The 18,790-nt window shown below is 76.0% G+C and carries 21 protein-coding genes and 1 pseudogene; 9 read left to right on the forward strand and 13 right to left on the reverse strand.

Translation table 11 applies throughout. The features are described from left to right. Nucleotides 1-171 precede the first annotated feature (171 nt). On the forward strand, nucleotides 172-1,608 hold the full coding sequence (locus ACYVOF_RS19535) for a purine-cytosine permease family protein (RefSeq protein ID WP_460869502.1): 1,437 nt from the start codon (nucleotides 172-174) through the stop codon (nucleotides 1,606-1,608). Here the strand turns inward: ACYVOF_RS19535 and ACYVOF_RS19540 are convergent. Next, a complete protein-coding gene (locus ACYVOF_RS19540; protein WP_460869503.1) occupies nucleotides 1,592-2,866 on the reverse strand; it encodes a cytosine deaminase in 1,275 nt (424 codons plus the stop codon). The two genes, ACYVOF_RS19535 and ACYVOF_RS19540, sit on opposite strands and share 17 nt — an antisense overlap. Beyond that, the gene (locus ACYVOF_RS19545; RefSeq protein WP_460869505.1) at nucleotides 2,863-3,354 is read right to left on the reverse strand and encodes an SRPBCC family protein; all 492 of its coding nucleotides are present in this window, start codon (nucleotides 3,352-3,354) and stop codon (nucleotides 2,863-2,865) included. The genes ACYVOF_RS19540 and ACYVOF_RS19545 overlap by 4 nt, the downstream gene beginning before the upstream one ends. A gap of 54 nt (nucleotides 3,355-3,408) precedes the next feature. On the opposite strand from ACYVOF_RS19545, the gene hrpB reads away from it, so the two are divergent. Both hrpB and ACYVOF_RS19555 read left to right on the forward strand, forming a co-directional pair. Beyond that, a complete protein-coding gene (hrpB, locus tag ACYVOF_RS19550) occupies nucleotides 3,409-5,898 on the forward strand; it encodes an ATP-dependent helicase HrpB (protein ID WP_460869506.1) in 2,490 nt (829 codons plus the stop codon). Between the two features lie 10 nt (nucleotides 5,899-5,908). Further along, nucleotides 5,909-6,451 (forward strand): RDD family protein, encoded by a 543-nt coding sequence (locus ACYVOF_RS19555; protein ID WP_460869508.1) that lies wholly within the window; start codon nucleotides 5,909-5,911, stop codon nucleotides 6,449-6,451. Here the strand turns inward: ACYVOF_RS19555 and deoC are convergent. Further along, the gene (deoC, locus tag ACYVOF_RS19560; RefSeq protein WP_460869569.1) at nucleotides 6,448-7,068 is read right to left on the reverse strand and encodes a deoxyribose-phosphate aldolase; all 621 of its coding nucleotides are present in this window, start codon (nucleotides 7,066-7,068) and stop codon (nucleotides 6,448-6,450) included. The genes ACYVOF_RS19555 and deoC overlap by 4 nt on opposite strands. Before the next feature lie 200 nt (nucleotides 7,069-7,268). Continuing rightward, entirely contained in the window at nucleotides 7,269-7,442 is a 174-nt protein-coding gene (locus ACYVOF_RS19565) for a CsbD family protein (protein ID WP_460869510.1), read from the reverse strand. Between the two features lie 123 nt (nucleotides 7,443-7,565). Between ACYVOF_RS19565 and ACYVOF_RS19570 the strand changes: the two genes are divergently transcribed. Both ACYVOF_RS19570 and ACYVOF_RS19575 read left to right on the forward strand, forming a co-directional pair. After that, nucleotides 7,566-8,219: an alpha/beta hydrolase gene (locus tag ACYVOF_RS19570; RefSeq protein WP_460869512.1), complete on the forward strand. Its 654-nt coding sequence runs from the start codon at nucleotides 7,566-7,568 to the stop codon at nucleotides 8,217-8,219. Between the two features lie 76 nt (nucleotides 8,220-8,295). After that, the gene (locus tag ACYVOF_RS19575) at nucleotides 8,296-9,729 is read left to right on the forward strand and encodes a serine hydrolase domain-containing protein (protein ID WP_460869513.1); all 1,434 of its coding nucleotides are present in this window, start codon (nucleotides 8,296-8,298) and stop codon (nucleotides 9,727-9,729) included. Nucleotides 9,730-9,784: 55 nt separating this feature from the next. On the opposite strand, the gene ACYVOF_RS19580 is transcribed toward ACYVOF_RS19575, so the two are convergent. Beyond that, nucleotides 9,785-10,210, reverse strand: coding sequence for an Hsp20/alpha crystallin family protein (locus tag ACYVOF_RS19580; RefSeq protein ID WP_460869515.1), 426 nt, complete (start codon nucleotides 10,208-10,210; stop codon nucleotides 9,785-9,787). 68 nt (nucleotides 10,211-10,278) lie between these two features. Between ACYVOF_RS19580 and ACYVOF_RS19585 the strand changes: the two genes are divergently transcribed. Further along, on the forward strand, nucleotides 10,279-10,605 hold the full coding sequence (locus tag ACYVOF_RS19585; RefSeq protein WP_460869517.1) for a MerR family transcriptional regulator: 327 nt from the start codon (nucleotides 10,279-10,281) through the stop codon (nucleotides 10,603-10,605). 9 nt (nucleotides 10,606-10,614) lie between these two features. On the opposite strand, the gene ACYVOF_RS19590 is transcribed toward ACYVOF_RS19585, so the two are convergent. Both ACYVOF_RS19590 and ACYVOF_RS19595 read right to left on the reverse strand, forming a co-directional pair. After that, on the reverse strand, nucleotides 10,615-12,189 hold the full coding sequence (locus tag ACYVOF_RS19590; protein WP_460869519.1) for a RecQ family ATP-dependent DNA helicase: 1,575 nt from the start codon (nucleotides 12,187-12,189) through the stop codon (nucleotides 10,615-10,617). Between the two features lie 91 nt (nucleotides 12,190-12,280). After that, nucleotides 12,281-12,652 carry an HNH endonuclease gene (locus tag ACYVOF_RS19595; protein WP_460869521.1) on the reverse strand — a complete coding sequence of 124 codons (372 nt, stop codon included), beginning with the start codon at nucleotides 12,650-12,652 and terminating at the stop codon, nucleotides 12,281-12,283. Between the two features lie 64 nt (nucleotides 12,653-12,716). On the opposite strand from ACYVOF_RS19595, the gene ACYVOF_RS19600 reads away from it, so the two are divergent. After that, nucleotides 12,717-12,944: a hypothetical protein gene (locus ACYVOF_RS19600; protein ID WP_460869522.1), complete on the forward strand. Its 228-nt coding sequence runs from the start codon at nucleotides 12,717-12,719 to the stop codon at nucleotides 12,942-12,944. On the opposite strand, the gene ACYVOF_RS19605 is transcribed toward ACYVOF_RS19600, so the two are convergent. Genes ACYVOF_RS19605 through ACYVOF_RS19615 form a run of 3 tightly spaced genes read right to left on the reverse strand, consistent with a single transcriptional unit; the run spans nucleotide 12,941 to nucleotide 14,120 of the window. Then, nucleotides 12,941-13,531: a nitrile hydratase subunit alpha gene (locus ACYVOF_RS19605; protein ID WP_460869524.1), complete on the reverse strand. Its 591-nt coding sequence runs from the start codon at nucleotides 13,529-13,531 to the stop codon at nucleotides 12,941-12,943. The genes ACYVOF_RS19600 and ACYVOF_RS19605 overlap by 4 nt on opposite strands. Continuing rightward, nucleotides 13,528-13,842 carry an SH3-like domain-containing protein gene (locus ACYVOF_RS19610; protein WP_460869526.1) on the reverse strand — a complete coding sequence of 105 codons (315 nt, stop codon included), beginning with the start codon at nucleotides 13,840-13,842 and terminating at the stop codon, nucleotides 13,528-13,530. The genes ACYVOF_RS19605 and ACYVOF_RS19610 overlap by 4 nt, the downstream gene beginning before the upstream one ends. After that, a complete protein-coding gene (locus tag ACYVOF_RS19615; protein ID WP_460869528.1) occupies nucleotides 13,839-14,120 on the reverse strand; it encodes a hypothetical protein in 282 nt (93 codons plus the stop codon). Before ACYVOF_RS19615 ends, ACYVOF_RS19610 begins: the two co-directional genes overlap by 4 nt. A gap of 124 nt (nucleotides 14,121-14,244) precedes the next feature. Here ACYVOF_RS19615 and ACYVOF_RS19620 point away from each other — a divergent pair, with 124 nt between their 5' ends. Next, nucleotides 14,245-15,252 (forward strand): YihY/virulence factor BrkB family protein, encoded by a 1,008-nt coding sequence (locus ACYVOF_RS19620; protein ID WP_460869530.1) that lies wholly within the window; start codon nucleotides 14,245-14,247, stop codon nucleotides 15,250-15,252. A 6-nt stretch (nucleotides 15,253-15,258) separates the two neighbouring features. Here the strand turns inward: ACYVOF_RS19620 and ACYVOF_RS19625 are convergent. Continuing rightward, a pseudogene (locus tag ACYVOF_RS19625) lies at nucleotides 15,259-16,567 on the reverse strand (HNH endonuclease). Nucleotides 16,568-16,674: 107 nt separating this feature from the next. On the opposite strand from ACYVOF_RS19625, the gene ACYVOF_RS19630 reads away from it, so the two are divergent. Beyond that, nucleotides 16,675-17,097, forward strand: coding sequence for a GNAT family N-acetyltransferase (locus ACYVOF_RS19630; RefSeq protein ID WP_460869531.1), 423 nt, complete (start codon nucleotides 16,675-16,677; stop codon nucleotides 17,095-17,097). Nucleotides 17,098-17,145: 48 nt separating this feature from the next. On the opposite strand, the gene ACYVOF_RS19635 is transcribed toward ACYVOF_RS19630, so the two are convergent. Next, nucleotides 17,146-18,162, reverse strand: coding sequence for an LLM class flavin-dependent oxidoreductase (locus ACYVOF_RS19635; RefSeq protein WP_460869570.1), 1,017 nt, complete (start codon nucleotides 18,160-18,162; stop codon nucleotides 17,146-17,148). Between the two features lie 56 nt (nucleotides 18,163-18,218). Next, a complete protein-coding gene (locus ACYVOF_RS19640; protein ID WP_460869533.1) occupies nucleotides 18,219-18,755 on the reverse strand; it encodes a zinc-binding dehydrogenase in 537 nt (178 codons plus the stop codon). Nucleotides 18,756-18,790: the final 35 nt, after the last annotated feature.

Raw genomic sequence — 18,790 nt, forward strand, 5'->3', positions numbered from 1 at the left:
ACAACCTCCCCGGGCCGGGTCGTTGTTCCACCGCCGGGGTCGCGTGTGCGACCCGCCGGCCGCCGGTGCGTCCGGTTCGTCCGGGTCCGTCACACGACGGACACCTGCGGGGCGCCGCCAGCCTCTACCGTCACCGCGTTCCGCCCGACACCGAGCAGATCCGAGGCGCCCATGGTCAGCACCACCCGGCAGACGGTCACGGCCGACGTCCGCGCCGACGAGTACGGCACGTCCCTGGTCACCGTCGAGCCCGGCGGGGCCGAGATGGTGCCCCCGGACCAGCGCCACGGCTCCCCGCTGCACCTGCTGTGGACGTGGCTCTCCCCCAACCTGGAGTTCGCCACCGTCTTCCTGGGCGTGCTGGCCACCCAGATCGTCGGGCTGTCGTTCTGGCAGGCCGTCGGGGCGATCGTGCTGGGCACCGGGCTGGGCTCGCTGAGCCACGGCGTGCTCTCCAGCCGCGGCCCCGCGTTCGGCGTGCCGCAGATGGTGCTCAGCCGCATCGCGTTCGGCTACCGCGGCAACGCGCTGCCCGCCGGGCTCAACGCCCTGGTGGCGGGCATCGGGTGGTTCGCCGTGAACTCGGTGTCCGGGGCCTTCGCGCTGAGCTCGCTGACCGGCATGCCGTCCTGGGTGGGCCTGCTCATCGTCGTGGCGCTGCAGCTGGTGGTCGCCTTCTTCGGCCACAACCTGGTGCAGGCCTTCGAGCGCTACGCCCTGCCGTTCCTCGGCGTGGTCTTCCTGGCCGCCTGCATCTCCACGTTCACCCAGGCCGACTACTCGGGCCCGGCCGCCCAGGGCACCGGCGCCGGGGTCGGCGGCTTCCTCGTCATCGTCGGGGCCACCTTCGGCTACGCCGCGGGCTGGAACCCCTACGCGGCGGACTACACCCGCTACCTGCCCACCACGGTCTCCGGCAAGCTCGCCGGCCTGTACGCGGGGCTCGGCGTCTTCGTCTCCTGCGTGCTGCTGGAGACCGCCGGGGCCGCCTCGGTCGCCATCGTCGGCGGCTCGCCCGAGGCGAACCCCACCACCGCCTTCACCGACCACCTCGGCGGGTTCCTGGGGGCACTCACGCTGCTCGCCATCGCGCTCGGCGCCGTCTCGGCCAACGCGCTGAACATCTACTCGGGGGCGCTGTCCTTCACCGCCATCGGCATCTCGCTGCCGGTCAAGCAGGCCCGCGCGGTGACGGCGCTGGTGTTCGGGGCCGTCGGCCTGGTGCTGGCCCTGTTCGGGCTGCGCGACGCGGGGGCGTCCTACGAGGGCTTCCTGCTCGTCATCAGCTACTGGATCGGCCCGTGGCTGGGCGTGTACTTCACCGACTGGTTCCTGCGCCGCGGCCACCGGGTCGACGGGTTCCTGTTCGACACCCGTCGCAGCCCCCACGCGGGCTGGGTGGCGATGCTGGTCGGCATCGCGCTGTCGGTGCTGCTGTTCAGCGCCGAGCAGGACTTCACCGGCCTCGTCGCCGGCGCGGTGCCCGCCATCGGGGACATCACGTTCTTCGTCGGGTTCCTCGTCGCGGGCGGGCTCTACGCGGTGCTCTTCGCCCGCCAGCGCACCCGCGAGCCGGAGGACTCGGTGCTGGTCACGCCAGGAAGCTGACCTCGGACTCCACCCCGGCCACGGTGACGGTGGTGCGGGCGGGCTCGGTGCGTGCGAGCACCCGGCCCGCCCGCAGCACCAGCCGCCGCGGCCGCTGCAGCCGCAGCGCGTCGACGGCGGTGGGCGCCTCGTGGACGACCAGGTCGGCGGGGTCGCCGGGGCGCAGCCGGTTCTCGGGCCGGCCCAGGACGCGCGCCGGGTCGGTGGTGACCATCTCGAGCAGCCGGGGCAGCTCGTCGGCCCCGGAGAGGTGCGCGGTGTGGGCGAGGACGAACGCGCCCTGCACCGGGTCACCCGTGCCCAGCGGGTACCACGGGTCCATCACCGAGTCGTGACCGACGGCGACGGTGACCCCCGCGGCCTGCAGCTCCTTGACCCGGGTGACGCCGCGGCGGACGGGGCCGGTGTCGAAGCGGCCCTGCAGCACCGCGTTGTCCAGCGGGTTGGTGACGACGTGGAGCCCGGCGCGGGCCACGGTCGTGATCAGCCGGTTGGCGTAGGCCGCGCCGTAGGAGCCCATGGCCGTGGTGTGGGAGGCGGTGACCCGGCCGGCCATGCCCCGGCGGATCGTCTCCGCGGCGAGCACCTCGACGAAGCGGGAGTGCTCGTCGTCGGTCTCGTCGCAGTGCACGTCCACGGCCAGCCCGCGCTCGTCGGCCAGGGCCATCAGCCAACGGACGGACTCGACGCCGTCCTCGCGGGTGAGCTCGAAGTGCGGGATGCCCCCGACGACGTCCGCCCCGAGGTCGCAGGCGCGGGTCATGAGCTCGCGACCCTCGGACCCCGCGCTGCCGTGGGAGAGGATCCCCTGCTGCGGGAACGCGACCAGCTGCAGGTCGACCACCCCGCGCCACCGCTCGCGCAGCTCGACCAGGGCTCGCAGCGCGGTCAGCTGCGGGTCGCACACGTCGACGTGGCTGCGCACCGCCTGCACCCCGTGGGCCAGCTGCCAGCGCAGCACGGTGTCGGCGCGGGTGAGCACGTCGTCGTGGGTGAGGTCGCGGACCCGGTCGGCCCACACCGCGATGCCCTCGAACAGCGAGCCGGACACGTTGCGCCGCGGCTGGCCGACGGTGAGCACCGCGTCGAGGTGCAGGTGCGGCTCGACCAGCGGCGTGGTGACGTAGCGCCCGCCCAGGTCGACCGTCTCGCGGGCCTGCTGCCCCGTCGGGTCGACGAGGACGCCGCCGTCGACGGCGAGGTCCACCGGGGCGTCCGCCCCGGGCAGGACGGCGTCGCGCAGCAGCAGGTCGATCACGGCGTGCTGGTCCCTTCGGCGCCGGTCCCCTCGGCGACCGCCTTGATCGCGGCCAGGGTGGCGGGGATGCCGTCGTGCGCGGCCTGCGTGCGGTTCTCGATCTCGCGCTCCGCGTCGTCGCCGTAGCGCTGCCGGAACATCGCGAGCCCGTCGGGCAGGAACTGCCAGTGCTCGGTCAGCTCGGTGCGGCCGTCACCGGCCGGGGCCATCGTGTAGGCCCAGCGCACCAGGTTGCCGCCGACCTGCCACGCGAACTCGCGGCCGGGCTCGGCGGCCACGACCTGCGAGCGGGTCTCCCAGGTGCGGCCCGGCACCTCGTTGCGCCCCGAGAACCACGCGCCCACCTCGGGGCCGGCACCCTCGTCCCACCAGCACTCCCGGCAGATCGGGCTCCACTCGCCGGTGCGGGTGACGTCGGAGACCAGGGCGTAGAGCTGCTCCGGGGTGGTGTCGACGACGACGGAGCCGGACTTCGGGGCGGGATCCATGGCCCGAGCCTGGCAGACGGCCCCCGCCCGCGGGGCTGGGACTACCGTCGGGTCGTGGCCGACCTGCTCCCGCCGGCCTCCTCCCCCGGCGCTGACCTCCCGGTCCGGGCGGCGCTGCCCGAGCTGGTCGCCGCCGTCCGCCAGCACGGCACCGCGGTGCTCGTCGCCCCTCCCGGCTCCGGCAAGACCTCGCTGCTGCCCCTCGGGCTGGCCGACGCCGTGGCGGGCACCGTGCTCGTGGCCGAGCCGCGGCGGCTGGTGACCCGGGCCGCGGCGACCCGGCTGGCCGCGCTGCTCGGGGAGCAGCCGGGCCGGCGCGTCGGGTACGCCATGCGCGGCGAGCGGGTGCCCGGCTCGCGGGTGGAGGTGGTGACGACGGGCCTGCTGCTGGCCCGGCTGCAGCGCGACCCGGAGCTGCCCGGGGTGGGCGCGGTGGTGCTCGACGAGGTCCACGAGCGCCACCTCGACGCCGACCTCGCCCTGGCCTTCACCGTCGACGTCCGGGCCACGCTGCGCGAGGACCTGCTGCTCGTCGCCACCTCGGCCACCCCGGACACCGAGCGCCTGGCCCGGGTGCTGGGCGGCGCCCCGGTGGTGACGGCGCGGACCCCCACCCACCCGCTGGGGGTGGTGTGGGCACCCCCGCCGTTGCCGCTGCCGCTGCTGGCCGACGCCCGGGTCGACCCGCGGCTGCTCACCCACGTGGCCGATACCGTCCGACGTGGACTGTCCGAGACGGACGGTGACGTGCTGGTGTTCCTGCCCGGGGAGGCCGAGATCCGTGCCGTCACCGGGCGGCTGCGGGGCGTGGACGCCGACGTGCTGCCGCTGTACGGCCGACTCGCCGGCGCCGAGCAGGACGCCGCTCTGCGGGAGGGACCGCGGCGCCGGGTGGTGCTGGCGACGTCGGTGGCGGAGAGCTCGCTGACGGTCCCCGGGGTGCGGGTGGTGGTGGACGCCGGCCTGGCCCGGGCGCCGCGCACCGACCACCGCCGCGGGCTGGCCGCACTGGTGACGACGACGGTGTCGCAGGCCTCGGCCACGCAGCGGGCCGGCCGCGCCGCGCGGCAGGGCCCGGGGCGGGTGTACCGGTGCTGGTCGGAGGCGGCCCACGCCCACCTCGACGCCCACACCCCGCCCGAGATCGCCACCGCCGACCTGGCCGGTTTCGCCCTGGCCACCGCCGTGTGGGGTGGGGACGACCTCGCCCTGCTCGACCCGCCGCCCGCCGCGGGAATGGCTGCGGCGCAACACCTCCTGGCGACCCTCGGGGCGACCGCCGGGGGCACCGTCACCCCGCGGGGGCGGGCGATGGCCGGCCTCGGCGTGCACCCGCGACTGGCCCGCGCCCTGCTCGACGGGGCCGACCGGGTGGGGCCGCAGGTGGCCCGCGAGGTGGTGGCTCTGCTCTCCGACGACGGCCTCGCCGGCCGCGACGACGACCTCGTCGCCCGGTGGCGCGCGCTGCGCCGCGGCACCGACCCGGCGGCGACGGCCCGGTGGCGCGCGGAGGTCCGCCGGCTGGGTCGCGGCGGGCCCCGCGCCGCAGGCCCCTCGAACGTCGACGACGACCTCGCCGTCGGCACCGTGGTGGCGCTCGCCCACCCCGACCGGGTCGCCCGGGCGCGCGGCGACGGCGCGACCGACTACCTCATGGCCGGCGGCACCGGGGCCGTCCTCGACCCGGGATCCGCGCTGCGGGGCCGGGACTGGCTGGCCGTCGCGGTCGCCGACCGGCCCGCCGGCCGGGCGTCCGCCCGCATCCGCTCCGCGGCACCGCTCGACGAGGCCACGGCCCGCGACGTCATCGGCACCCGCACCGACGACGAGGTCACCTGGACCGACGGCGCCGTCGTCGCCCGCCGCCGGGAGCGCCTCGGCGCGGTGGTGCTGACCGAGACACCGCTGCGCGACCCCGATCCGGCCGCGGTCGCCGCCGCGGTGCGCGCGGGCCTGCAGCGCGACGGGCTCGGGGTGCTGCGCTGGACGCCGGCCGCACGGACCCTGCGGGCCCGGCTCGCCTTCTGCCACCGCCACCTGGGCGCCCCGTGGCCCGACGTGTCCGACCCCGCGCTGCTGGCGGGGCTCGACACCTGGCTCGACGTGGGCCGGGTGCGTCGGGGCGCCGACCTGGCCCGCCTCGACGTGGCCGCCGGGCTGCGCACGCTGCTGCCGTGGCCCGCCGCGGCGCGGCTCGACGAGCTGGCCCCGGAGCGGCTGGCCGTGCCCACGGGGCACACCGCGGCGCTCGACTACTCCGACCCGGACGCCCCGGTGCTGGCGCTGCGGGTGCAGGAGGCGTTCGGCTGGACGGCGTCCCCGCGGCTGGCCGACGGCCGGGTGCCCGTGGTGCTGCACCTGCTCTCCCCCGCGTCGCGGCCGGTGGCGGTCACGGCGGACCTGGCCAGCTTCTGGGCGCAGGGCTACCCGCAGGTGCGGGCGGACCTGCGGGGCCGGTACCCGCGGCACCCGTGGCCGGAGGACCCGCTGGCCGCGGCCCCCACCCGGCGCGCGGCGCCCCGGCGGCGGCCGGGCAGCCCCTAGGGTCGGGACGGTGACCGACGCCCCGCTCGGCCCCCGGCTGCTGGCCCGCCTGCTCGACGTGGCGCTCGGCCTCGCCCTGACCCTGGTGCTCGCGGTGCCGCTGACGGTGGTCTACCTCGTCGCTGCCGCCGTGGTGGGACCCAGCGCCGGGCTGCGCGACGCCCTGGCCGGGCTCGCCTACCTCGTGGGCTTCGTCCTGCTCGAGTGGGTGGCGCTGGTGCGCCGCGGCGGGCAGAGCGTGGGCAAGGGCCTGCTGGGCCTGGCGGTGGTGACCGACCGCGCCGGGACCGCGCTGCCGCCCGGGCAGGCGCTGGGGCGGGTGGCGGTGCTGTTCGCGCCGTTCGTGCTCATCGTCGTGGCCCGGGACGGGGCGGGCACCCTCGTCGAGGTGCTGGCCGTGGTGGGCGCGTTCGCCACCGTCGGCAGCCTGCTGCTGGCCGCGCTGCCCGGGCACCGCGCCCTCCACGACCGGGCCGCGCTGAGCCGGGTGGTGCCCGCCGGGCGTCGCGCCGTCTCGCTGCGGGCGGACCTGGCGCTGCTGCGGCCCCGCTAGCCCGGGAGGCCGTCGAGGACGGCGCGGGAGCCGGACAGGCCGAGCCGGGTCGCGCCCGCGGCGACCATGGCGAGCGCGGCGTCGGTGGTCCGGATGCCGCCCGAGGCCTTGACGCCGAGGCGGCCGTCGACCGTGCGCGCCATCAGCTCGACGGCGTGCTCGGTGGCCCCGCCGGCGGGGTGGAACCCGGTGGAGGTCTTGACGAAGTCCGCGCCCGCGGCCTCGGCGACCCGGCACGCGGTGACGACCTGGTCGTCGTCGAGGAGGGCCGACTCGATGATCACCTTGAGCACGCCGGGGACGACGGCCCGCACCGCGGCCAGCTCGGCCTCGACCCCGGCCCACTGCCCGGCGAGCGCGGCGCCGGGGTCGATCACCACGTCGACCTCGTCGGCCCCCGCGGAGACCGCGGCGTGCGCCTCGGCGATCTTGACCGGGTAGGCGTGCTTGCCGGAGGGGAACCCGCACACGGTGGCCACCACCAGGCCGTCGGCCGCGACGGGCAGCACCGATGGGGACACGCAGACCGCCAGCACGCCCAGCTCGCGGGCCTCGGCGACGAGGGCGTCGACGTCGGCCGTGGTCGCCTCCGGCTTGAGCAGGGTGTGGTCGATCATCCCGGCCAGCTCGGCGCGGGTGGGGGTGCTGCTCACGGTGGGGTCTCCAGGATCTCGGCGGGCGGGGTCTCGACGGGCGTGGTCTCGGCGGGCGTGGTCTCGGCGGGCGGGGCGCGCGGTGGGCCCGCCCACCCTGCCACCCCCGGACGACCGTGGGCCCCGGCCGGCTCGTCACCGGTCGGGGCCCACGGGGCGGGTCGTCAGGACTTGAACGCGTCCTTGATGTTCTCGCCGGCCTGCTTGAGCTTGCTCTTGCCCTGGTCGCCCTTGCCCTCGGCCTCGAGGTCCTCGTTGCCGGTGGCCTGGCCGACCTTCTCCTTGGCGGAGCCCTTGAGCTCCTCGGCCTTGTTCGACGCCTTGTCCTCGGTCGACATGTGCGCTCCTTCGCTCGGCTGCGGCCCGCCGGCCGGCGGTCCCGCCCCCGACGGTAGGCGTGCGGGCGCCGTCGCGCCCGCACCCGGGGAGCGGGGACCGCCCGCGCTGGCCAGGATGGGCGGGTGGACCTGCAGCCCCGGCTCGTCGAGACCGCCGTGCCCCGTGACCCGGCCGGCCTGGTTCTCGTCGTGCACGGCGGGGCGAGCAGGCCCGGGAGCCCCATGGTGCGGCCCACCCAGCTCTCGGTGCTGCGGATGGTGCCGGTCGCCCGCCGGGTGGCGCGGGCCGGGCGCGGCCGGCTGGCGGTGGTGCGGCTGCTGAACTCGGTGCGGGGCTGGGACTCCCGGCACACCCCGGTCGACGACGTCCGCTGGGCGCTGGGCGAGCTGGCGTCCCGGTTCGGCGAGCTGCCGGTGGGCCTGGTGGGCCACTCCCTCGGCGGACGGGCCGTGCTGCTGGCCGGGGACGCGCCCGGGGTGCGCAGCGTGGTCGCGCTCAACCCGTGGCTGCAGACCACGGACGCACCCCGGCTGGTGGGCCGGCAGGTGCTCGTCGTCCACGGCTCCGCCGACCGGATCGCCTCCCCGGCCCGCTCGGAAGCGGTCGCGCGGCGGGTGGCGCGCGACGCCGACGTCTCCTACGTGTGCGTCGACGGCGGCAAGCACGCCATGCTGCGCCGGCACCGGGTGTTCGACGGGCTGGCCGCCGACACCACCGCCGCCGCGCTGCTGGGGACCACCGCAGCGGCCCCGACGGAGCGCTGGCGCACGGTCTGACGGACCCGGCCCCGCCGCGGGGTCGGTCGTGCGAGGGTGGTCCCGCCTGTGACCGGCACCACCCCCAGGAGACCCGGTGCGACGACGACCCCCGCGCGGCCGCGCCCTCGCGCTGCTGCTGACCCTGCTGACCGGGGTGAGCACCCTCGCGGCCACCGGGGTGGCCGGCGCCGCCCCGACCGCGACGCCGGTGCACTGCACGCTGCCCACCACGGGCAACCCGACGACGGCGCGGCCCGACCAGGTGGACCTCGACGCCGCCGCCCTCGACCGGGCGATCGGGTTCGCCTCCTCCCGGCTGCGGGTCAACGTGCAGGTCTACCGCAACAATTGCCTCGTCGGGACGGCGCCGCAGAACACGGTCACCGGCGACGTGCCGTGGCAGGAGTGGAGCGTCACCAAGTCGGTCGTCTCCATGCTCGCGGGGGTCGCCGTCACGCAGGGCAGGCTCGCGCTCGACGCACCCGTCGGGGACTACCTCGAGCCCGGCCGGGGCGACGCCGCGCACCGGGCCATCACCGTGCGCCAGCTGCTCACCGAGACCGCCGGGCTGCAGCAGTCCATCGTGTCGGAGGGGTTGACGGCGCTGCTCGACCTCGACCCCGACATCGTCGAGCAGGGGTTGGCCGCGCCCGTGGAGCACCCGCCGGGCACGTACTTCGAGTACGCCCAGCACGTGCCCGACATCCTCGCCCACGTCGTCGAGCGCGCCGTGGGTGAGGACCTGCAGGCGTTCGCGCAGCGGGAGCTGTTCGGGCCGGTGGGCATCGCGGCGCGCGACTACTACTGGGCCCGCGACCGCAGCGGCAACACCTACGGCTACGCGTTCCTCTACCTGCCCCCGAACGACCTGGCCCGGCTCGGCCTGCTGATGCTCAACGACGGGGCGTGGAACGGCACGCGCATCATCTCGGCGGACTACGTGCGCCAGGCGTCGGCCCCGTCACCGGCCAACCCCTGCTACGGCTTCCTGTTCTGGACCAACCACGCCCCCTGCACGGGGCCGTCGATCCCGTCGCGGCAGACCGTCGACGTGGCGCCGCTGGCCGGGCTGCCGACGGACGCCTACGCCATGGTCGGGTTCCTGCAGCAGAACGCGTTCGTCGTGCCCAGCCTGGACCTGCTGGTGACGTGGAACGGGGTGGGCGGGGACGTCTCCCCCGACCTGAGCACCGTGATCAGCGCGAACATCGTCAGCGAGCTGTACCACGACTTCTCCCGCCTGCTCGGGCCCGCGTTCCTCGACGTGACGCTGCCCGACCCCGGCCCCTACGTGCCCGCGTTCAACACCACGGTGGACCCGGCGCAGTTCGCGAATCCGGCCGTGCTGCTCGGCCCGTTCGGCGTCGGGCCCAACGCCGCCCCGGGCTGCACGGTCCTCGCCTGCGGTCCGGAGCCGCTGCGCGCACCCGGCACCGCCGCGCCCCCGGGGTGCGTGGTGCTGGCCTGCCTGCCCCTGGGGCCGACGACGCCCCGGCGGCTGGACCCGGGGCCCGGGCCGGTGGCCTGACCACACGGCCGCGGCCCCGCACCGACGGTCGGTGCGGGGCCGCGGACGGCGTTGCTCAGGCCTCGATGACGGCGCGGTCGTCGCCGGAGGTGCTCACCTGGATCTTGCGCGGCTTGGCCTTTTCCGAGACGGGGACCGTCAGGTGCAGCACCCCGTCGCGGTAGTCGGCGGTGGCGCGCTCCGGGTCGAGGGCGTCACCGAGGACGAGCTGGCGGCGGAACGTGCCGCGGGGCCGCTCGGAGACCAGCACCTCGGCGGCGTCGCTGGCCCGCACCGGCCGCTCCGCGGTCACCGTCAGCACGGTGCGCTGCACGTCGAGGTCCAGGGTGGCCGGGTCGATGCCCGGCAGGTCGAGCTCGACGTGGAGCTCCTCGCCGGCGCGCCACGCGTCCATCGGGACCGTCGAAGGACGCCCACCGTGCCCGACGAGCTGCTGGGCCCAGCGGTCCAGCTCGGCGAAGGGGTCCGTACGCATGATCATCATGACTGCTCCTCCCAGAGTCGGGTGTGGTGTGCCGACCAGTATTTCTCTGGTCGCTGACACAGATAATGCCATGCCCCGGAGGTAGGGTGCAAGGCGTCCGAGGGAAGGAGGCACGCGTGACCCGACCGCACCGCGCCCGCGGGGTGTACGCGATCTCGGTGGCCGCTGAGCTGGTGGGCAGCGGCCCGCAGAACCTGCGCGCGTACGAGGACCGCGGGCTGCTCACCCCGCACCGCAGCCCGGCGGGGACGCGGCGCTACAGCGAGGACGACCTCGACCGGCTGCGGCGCATCGCCGCGCTGCTCGACGCCGGGCTCAACCTGGCCGGCGTGGCCATGGTGCTCCAGCTGCAGGACGAGGTGGCCGAGCTGCGGGCCCGGCTGGACGGGTGACCGGCTGGGTCAGGCGATCATGTCCCGGTCCTCGAGGACCGCGCGGGCGAGCGTCTTGTAGCCGACGTCGGCGAAGAGGACGGTGACCCGGTCCTCGTGCGCCTCGGTGACGGTGCCGGGGCCGAACTCGGGGTGCTCGACGTGCGCCTCGGTGAGGGTGTCGTCGCTCTCGTCGGCCACCTCGCCGGCCCGGCAGTTGTCGCACCGGCCGCACACCGCGTCCTCGGTGCGCTCGCCGAGGTAGCCGAGCAGGAACGCCGCGCGGCAGCGGTGGGTCTCGGCGTACTCGCGGACCATGTCGACCCGGGAGCGCTCGAGGCGCTGGTGGGCCTCGGCGAGCTCCCGCACCCCGGCGATGCTGGGCGTCTGGTCGAGCGCATCGACGAGGTTGAGGATGCGCACCACGCTGCGCCGTCCGACGTTGACCTCGGGGGTGACGACGTCGGGGTCCGTGCTGCCAGTGCGCTCCACCACGGCCAGCACCTGCGCCACGGCCCCCTTCTTCGGCACCCCCGAGGCGAAGAACTTGCCGCGGGCCAGGTCCTCGGGCCGGTAGACCAGGATCGCCTCGGCCCGGCTGCCGTCACGGCCCGCGCGGCCGCTCTCCTGGACGTAGGCGTCGACGGAGCCGGGCACCTCGACGTGCACCACGAGCCGGATGTCGGGCTTGTCGATGCCCATCCCGAACGCCGAGGTGGCCACGAGGACGTCGACCTCGTCGGCCATGAACGCCCGCTGCGTCCGCTCGCGCCGCTTCCGGGCCAGGCCGGCGTGGAAGTGCGCGGCGCTCACCCCGCGCTCGGTGAGCTCGGCGGCGATCTCCTCGGTGCCCGCGCGGCTGCGGCAGTAGACCAGGGCGGGGGTGCCGGGCTCGCGGGCCTCGACGAGGTCGACGACGTGGGCGAGCTGGCGGGCCCGGTCGGGGGCACGGCGCACCTCGAGGACGAGGTTCTCCCGGGCCAGGTCGGTGGTGACCTCGACGGGGTCGGTCATCCGCAGCCGCGCCTCGATGGACTCTCGCACCGGCGGGGCCGCGGTCGCGGTCATGGCCAGCACGGGCGTGGCCGCGTCGGGGTCGAGCCGGGTGAGCAGTCGGCCCAGCTGCAGGTAGTCGGGGCGGAAGTCGTGGCCCCACTCGGAGACGCAGTGCGCCTCGTCGACGACCACCAGCGAGGGCGGGCACTGGGCGAGGGACTCCGCGACCGCGGGGTCGGCGAGCTGCTCAGGGGCGAGGAAGAGGAAGTCGACCTCGCAGCGCGACGTGGCCTCCAGGGTGCGGGCGCGCTGCCTCGCGGTCTCGGCGGAGCTGAGCCGGGCCGCGGTGACGTCGTGGGCCTCGGCGAGGTGGGCGACCTGGTCGGACTGCAGGGCCAGCAGCGGGGAGACGACGAGGGTCCAGCCCCCGGTCTCGAGGCCCGCCACCTGGTAGACCAGCGACTTGCCGCCGCCGGTCGGGGCCACCAGGACGACGTCGTGGCCGTCGAGCACGGCGGCGATCGCCTCGGCCTGCCACGGCCGCAGCTCGTCGACCCCGAAGCGGTCGCGGGCGGTGCGGGCAGCACGGTCGGCGGCGGTGGTGATCATGAGAGGTCCTCCGGCACTCCACGATCGGACCACGCCCGCGGCCGCGTCGCCCGACGTGCGGGGGCTCGCCGGAGCCGGTACAAGCGCCCTCTCAGCCCGCCCGCAGCCGGCGCAGCTGGGCGTCGAGGTGGGGGCGGGCGCGGCGCTGCCCGCCCCGCTGCGCGACCGCGTCGGCCAGGGCCTGCAGCGCGCGGGCCACCCGGTCGGCGTCCGGGCTCCAGCCCCGCGCCCGGCACTCCCCCAGCCACTCCACGGCGCCTCGGTGGCCGCGGGCGGCGTTGCACCGGCTGCACGCGGCGACCTCGTTCTCCGACCAGGACGGCCCGCCCTTGACTCGGGGGACGACGTGCTCGGTGGTGGGCCGGACGTGGTGGTCGAAGGTGCGCCCGCACCACACGCAGGTGGGGCCGTCCCGCTCGAGCGCGGCCGCGAGCCGGGCGGCGCGGTCGGGCTGGGTGGGCACCACCTCATCGTGCGGGGCGCTCCGCCGCGGCGCTGGTCGGCCACGGCCGCCTAGCCTCGACGGTGTGCCGGACCCGTCGACGCCCCCGTCCCCCCGCCGCCGCCCCGCCGGGCCGGACGTGTCCCGGTCGTGGGTGGTGCGCAGCGCCCCGTTGCGGGTGAGCCTGCTGGGGGTGGTGCTGGTGGTGATGGGTCTGACCCTCGACGGGTTCACGACGCTGGTGTGGGTGGGTCTCGCGGCCGTCGTGGTCGGCGTCGTCGGGACGGTGCTGCTGCGCCGCCAGGGTGGCTAGACCAGCGCGGTGCCGATCAGCCCGGTGCGGGTAACGAGGGCGGCCAGCTCGTCCTCGCCGAGGTCGTCGGTGCCGGCGGGGCGCTGCGGCAGGACCATGTACCGGGACTCGGCGGAGGCGTCCCACACCGCGACGCGGGTGTGCTCGGGGAGGGTGACGCCGAAGTCGGCCAGCACCGAGCGCGGGTCGCGCACCACCCGGGAGCGGTAGGCCTCGGACTTGTACCAGCCCGGGGACGGGCCGAGCAGCGCGATCGGGTAGCAGCTGCACAGCGTGCACACCACGACGTGGTGCTCGTCGTCGCTGTTGGCCATCACCTTGAGGCGCTGCTCCTGCAGGCCGCCGGACATCGACAGGCCCACCTCGGGCAGGGCCGCGTTCGCGTCGGTGAGCAGCCGCTCCCGGAAGCCGGGGTCGACCCAGGCGCGGGCGACCACCCGGGCCCCGTGGGCGGGGGTGCCGCCCGCGGCGAGCTCGTCGATGCGACGGTCGATCTCGCCGTCGCGGAGCACGCCCCGCTCCTCGAGCAGGGCCTCGACGTGGCGCACCCGGGCGGAGATCACCGAGCTGGGGTGGTGGTCGCTCACGGCTGGGCCTCCGGGTGGTCGGGCACTGTGTCGTCGACCACGGTGTGGTCGGGCTCGAGGTGGTCGTGCCACAGCTCGACGGTGACGGTGTGCTCGCCCTCGCCGAAGAGCTCGCGGGCGTCGAAGCGGACGTGGTAGACGGGCTGCGGTGCCACGTCGAGGCCGCGGGCCCGGTCGTCGGCCAGCGGGTGGTGCCCGGCGACCTCGACGACCACCCCGTGCGCGCCGCGGGCGTACCCGGGCAGCCGGGTGTGCCCGGCGGGGTCGACCGTGCGGGCGCGGACCCGGTCGCCCGGCGCGAAGGCCGTCACGGCTCGAGGTCCTCGGCCGTGGTGACGCCCTTGGCCACCAGCAGGGTGCTGATCGCGGCGAACCACCGCTCGTAATAGCTCGACGCGCGGTAGGTGTCGACGGGCAGCCGCTCGATGGCGTCGCGGAACTCGTCGAGGGTGTAGGTGCCGCGCTGGATGAGGGCGCCGTTCAGCGCGACCACGTGCGCCTCCCAGTCGGCGTGGAACGCCGGCTCGTCGGGCTCCTCGACGACCGCGCCGAACCCGGCCATGCCCCCGACGTCGTTGATGCGGCTCACGCGGGCATCCTGCCGGGTGGCGGGCACGAGGTCGAGGGGCGCTCCGCACGGCGGCGCGGGGGCCGGACGTGGTGGGGTGATCATGGTCGACGCACCCCGCGCGGCCCGAGCCCAGGGAGCACCCATGCCCGGCAGCACCGCCGCGGGACGCGAGCACGACGGCGACCCCGACAGCCCCACCGACCTGCCCCGGCCCTCGCTGGTCGCGGTCCTGCGACGGGTGCGCTCGGAGGTGGGCCGGGACAACCTGCTCGACCTCGCGGCGGGGCTGACCTACTACGCGGTGCTCTCCGTCGTGCCCGGGCTGGTCGTCCTCGTCGCGCTGCTGGGCCTCGCCGGCCCGGACACCACGAACGAGCTCCTGTCCCAGGTCCAGGCCGTCGCCCCGGGGTCGGCGTCGCAGGTGGTGCGGACCCTGGTGGAGCAGGCCCAGTCCAACCAGAAGGGCGCGGGCGTCAGCGCCGTCGTCGGGCTGGCCGTCGCCCTGTGGTCGGCCTCGGGGTACGTCGCCGCGTTCATGCGCGCCTCGAACGTCGTGTACGGCATCCGCGAGGGCCGGCCGATGTGGAAGACGGTGCCCGTGCGCCTCGCGGTGACGGCACTGGCCGTGGTGCTCCTGGTCGTGAGCACCGTGATCGTGGTCGTCACCGGCCCGGTCGCCCAGCAGGTGGGCGACCTCGTCGGTGCCGGTGACCTCACGGTGACGCTGTGGGGCATCCTCAAGTGGCCCGTGCTAGTGCTGATCGTCACCGTGCTGCTGGCGGTGCTGTTCTGGGCCAGCCCCAACGCCAAGCAGGGCGGGGTTCGGTGGGTCAGCCCGGGCGGCGTGGTGGCCGTGCTGATCTGGCTGGTGGTGTCCGCGCTGTTCGCCCTCTACGTCGCCACCGCCGCGTCCTACGACTCGACCTACGGCTCGCTCGGTGGGGTCGTGGTGTTCCTGGTCTGGCTGTGGCTGACCAACATCGCGGTGCTGCTGGGCGCCGAGGTCAACGCCGAGCTGGACCACGCCCGGGCGATCTCCGAGGGGCTGCCGGAGGACGTGCAACCGTTCGCCGAGCCCCGGGACACCCGCAAGCTCGACGACGAGGACAAGGCCGAGGTCGCGCGCGCCCGGGCGCTCCGGGAGGACTGAGCGCGCTCAGGCGGCGAGCAGCGCCGCGAGCCGACGCTCGATGACGCTCCCCCACGGGGCGGCGTCCTCCCGGGGCACGGGTCTGGAGGGATTCGCTGGCACGGGAGGTGCCGGTGCTCTCGACCGGTAGCGGTGCCCTGTCGGGGTCGTGGTCTCGACGGTGTGCCGGGGGCCGGGCACGGTCCGCGCGGCCCACCCCGCCGCCTCCTTGGCGTGGTTGCAGGCCTCGCACAGCCCCTGGGTGCCGGTGGCGTCGGTCCGCCCGCCCCGCGCGTGCGGGACGACGTGGTCGTCGTGGCGGGCGGGGGCGTCGCACCAGGGGGTCCGGCACAGTCCCTGGTCGCGGACCCGCAGCAGCGCCGACAGGCCATCCGCGGTGAACCGCTGCCGGGTCGACAGGGCGACGAGCTGCCCCGCCGGGTCGGCGTAGAGGCGGCGCAGCCAGGTGGGGACCTCGGCGTCGAGGGCGTCGGCCACGAGCTCGCGGGCGACCTGGGCGGGAACCGGGCCGCAGCCGGAGACGACCGCGGGCTCGGCGCCGGCACCGAGCAGGGTGGCGTCGGAGACGATGAGGTCCACCGCGACCGGGACGTCCTCGGCCCGGGCCTGGCCGGTGACCCGCTCGACGAGCAGGTCCGCCATGACCTGGCCGCGGGAGCGCAGCCCGGCCTCGGTGGTGGCGCGCGGAGTCGGCCCCGCGCCCCAGGGCGGCGTAGGCCGCCACGCCCTGCGCCACCGGCAGCAGGGCCGTCAGGTAGGTCATCGCGTCGGGGGCGGGCCGCAGGGTGACGCGGCGGTCAGCGGCTGCGCGGCGAGCGCGTCGTGCGACGGCCCCTGGGTCGGCGGCGCACACCTCCCGGCGCACGCGCGCCTCGAGCCGGGCGTGACCGACGCCGTCGAGCTCGGCCTGGTCTCCGCAGACCGCCTCGTCGACGGACGCGCGGCCGGCCCGATCGAGGCAGCCCGTCTCCCGGGCCACCGTCGTCGCGGCCTGCTCGTCCAGCCGCCCGGACCGCAGGGCCTCCCGGGTGCGGGGCAGGTCGGTGGCGAGGTCCCGCGCGAGACCGAGCAGGACCCGGCCGCGGTGCGGGGAGACCCGGCGGGCCAGCGCGACCTGGGAGGCCACGCCCTGCCCGCGGCGGGCCACCGGCACCCCGTCGTCGGCCTCCCTCGCCCGGGTGGACACGTCGAGGGCGACGGCGAGGTCGGCCTGCACGGCGCACGCCGCGGACTTCAGCTGCTCGAGCTCGGCCAGCAGGTCGACCCGGTCCGCGTCCGCGGCGAGGTCGCCGCCCCGGGGACCCGTGAGCGCCAGCAGCGCGGCACGCCACTGGCCCACCTGCGTCGCCCCGACCTCGTCCACGAAGTATTTCTATCGAACACGTGTTCGAACAGCAAGGTCCGCCGCTACCGTCGTGGCCCGTGATCCGGGACCGCCTCGAGACCGATCTCGACCCGCTGTGCGCCGTCGTGCGAGCGCTGGACCCCGCCGGCGCCCTGGTCGCCGATCCCCGGACCTGGTTGCAGGTCGAGGGGGCCGTGGTGACGTGGGTGTTCGACCAGGCCCCGGTCTCGGTCGTCCCCACCGGCAACGTCATCGGCCACGTCGCCGTGCGGGTCACGCGGGACGAGCCCTGGCTGGGGGCTGCGGCGGACCGTGCCGGGGTGCCGGTGGAGCGGCTGCTGGTCGTGAGCCGGCTCGTCGTCCGGCCGCACGAGCACGACCGCGGCGTCGCACGTTTCCTGCTGCGCGAGGCGGCGCGGGTGGCCAGGCAACGCGACGCCTTCCTCGTGCTCGACCCGGACGACGCCGCGCTGCGGCCACCCCTGCCGCCCCTGCTGTGAACGGAACCTCGCGTCCTGGGTGGAGCAACCACACACAGGCCGCAGGCCTCAGCGCCAGCCGAGCTCCGGGGCGACCTGGTTGACGACCGTGTCGATCACGTGGGCGCAGTAGTCGACGCCGAGCTGGTTGGGCACGGTGAGCAGCAGGGTGTCGGCCGCGGCGATCGCCTCGTCCTCGGCGAGCTGGCGGACGAGCGCCTGGGGCTCCGCGGCGTAGGTCTTGCCGAACCGGGCCTTGCCGCCGTCGAGGTAGCCCACCTGGTCGCCACCACCGGCGCGGCCGAAGTAGGCGCGGTCGGTGTCGGAGACGATGGGGAAGATGCTGCGGCTGACCGAGACCCGGGGCTCGCGCGGGTGCCCGGCGTCGGCCCAGGCCTTGCGGAAGCGCAGGATCTGCTCGGCCTGCAGCTGGTGGAAGGGCACCCCGGTGTCCTCGCTGAGCAGCGTCGAGCTCATGAGGTTCATGCCCTGCTCGGCCGTCCACTCCGCGGTGGCGCGGGTGCCCGCACCCCACCACAAGCGGTCGCGCAGCCCCGGGGAGTGCGGCTCGACGCGCAGCAGACCACCCGGGTTGGGGAACATCGGGTTCGGGCTCGGCTGGGCGAACCCCTCACCCTTGAGCACCTCGAGCAGCACGGCCGTGTGCTGGCGCGCGAGGTCGCCGGAGTCCTGGCCCTCGCTCGGGGCGTAGCCGAAGTAGCGGAACCCGTCCACGACCTGCTCCGGCGATCCCCGGCTGATGCCGAGCTGCAGCCTGCCGCCGGAGATGAGGTCCGCGGAGCCGGCGTCCTCGGCCATGTAGAGCGGGTTCTCGTAGCGCATGTCGATCACGCCGGTGCCGATCTCGATGCGGCTCGTGCGCGCCCCGACCGCCGCCAGCAGCGGGAACGGGGACGCGAGCTGCTGGGCGAAGTGGTGCACCCGGTAGTACGCGCCGTCCGCGCCGAGCTCCTCCGCGGCCACGCCGAGGTCGATCGACTGGTGCAGCACGTCGGAGGCGGAGCGCGTCTGCGACCCCTGCGCGTCCGACCAGTGCCCGAAGGACAGGAACCCGATCTTCTTCATGGAGCGTTCAACCACCCTCGACGCCGCGATCTTCCCGCACGGGGGACGTGGCGCCGTCAGGGCTCGACCGTGAGCACCAGCTTGCCGAAGGCCTCGCCCCGCTCCCCCGCCGCGTGCGCCTCAGCGACGTCGGCGAGCGGGTAGGTGCGGTCGACCTTCACCCGTAGCGTGCCGTCGCCGAGCCGGGCGGCCACCGCCTCGAGCGCCGGGCGGTCGGGCTCCACGATCACCCGCGCGGCCCGCACCCCGGCCGCGGCCGCGGCGTCCTCGAGCCCCTCCCCCTGCCCGGACGGCACGCTCACCACCACGCCGCCGGGTCGCAGCACCCGCAGCGCGGCGAGGCTGGTCTGCCCACCGACGAGGTCGACCACCACGTCGACGTCGCGGTGCTGCTCGTCGACCGCGTGGGCGTGCCGGTCGACCGTCTCGGCGGCGCCGTACTCGGCGAGCACGTCCAGCTTGGCGGCGGAGGCGAACCCGACGACGTGCGCCCCGAGCTCGGCGGCCAGCTGCACCACCAGGTGGCCGACCCCGCCCGCGGCCGCGGTGACCAGCACCCGCTGCCCGCGCTGCACCCGGGCGACGTCGTGCACGACCTGCCAGGCGGTGAGCGCCGGAGGGGGGCCGC

The sequence above is a fragment of the Rhodococcus aerolatus genome (genome assembly GCF_054783215.1).

Excerpts from the sequence above, each read along its gene's own strand:
- ACYVOF_RS19535 (WP_460869502.1), top strand. The coding sequence starts at position 172 with ATGGTCAGCACCACCCGGCAGACGGTCACGGCCGACGTCCGCGCCGAC.
- ACYVOF_RS19545 (WP_460869505.1), bottom strand. The coding sequence starts at position 3,354 with ATGGATCCCGCCCCGAAGTCCGGCTCCGTCGTCGTCGACACCACCCCG.
- deoC (WP_460869569.1), bottom strand. The coding sequence starts at position 7,068 with ATGATCGACCACACCCTGCTCAAGCCGGAGGCGACCACGGCCGACGTC.
- ACYVOF_RS19565 (WP_460869510.1), bottom strand. The coding sequence starts at position 7,442 with ATGTCGACCGAGGACAAGGCGTCGAACAAGGCCGAGGAGCTCAAGGGC.
- ACYVOF_RS19580 (WP_460869515.1), bottom strand. The coding sequence starts at position 10,210 with ATGATCATGCGTACGGACCCCTTCGCCGAGCTGGACCGCTGGGCCCAG.
- ACYVOF_RS19585 (WP_460869517.1), top strand. The coding sequence starts at position 10,279 with ATGCCATGCCCCGGAGGTAGGGTGCAAGGCGTCCGAGGGAAGGAGGCA.
- ACYVOF_RS19590 (WP_460869519.1), bottom strand. The coding sequence starts at position 12,189 with ATGATCACCACCGCCGCCGACCGTGCTGCCCGCACCGCCCGCGACCGC.
- ACYVOF_RS19620 (WP_460869530.1), top strand. The coding sequence starts at position 14,245 with ATGCCCGGCAGCACCGCCGCGGGACGCGAGCACGACGGCGACCCCGAC.
- ACYVOF_RS19635 (WP_460869570.1), bottom strand. The coding sequence starts at position 18,162 with ATGAAGAAGATCGGGTTCCTGTCCTTCGGGCACTGGTCGGACGCGCAG.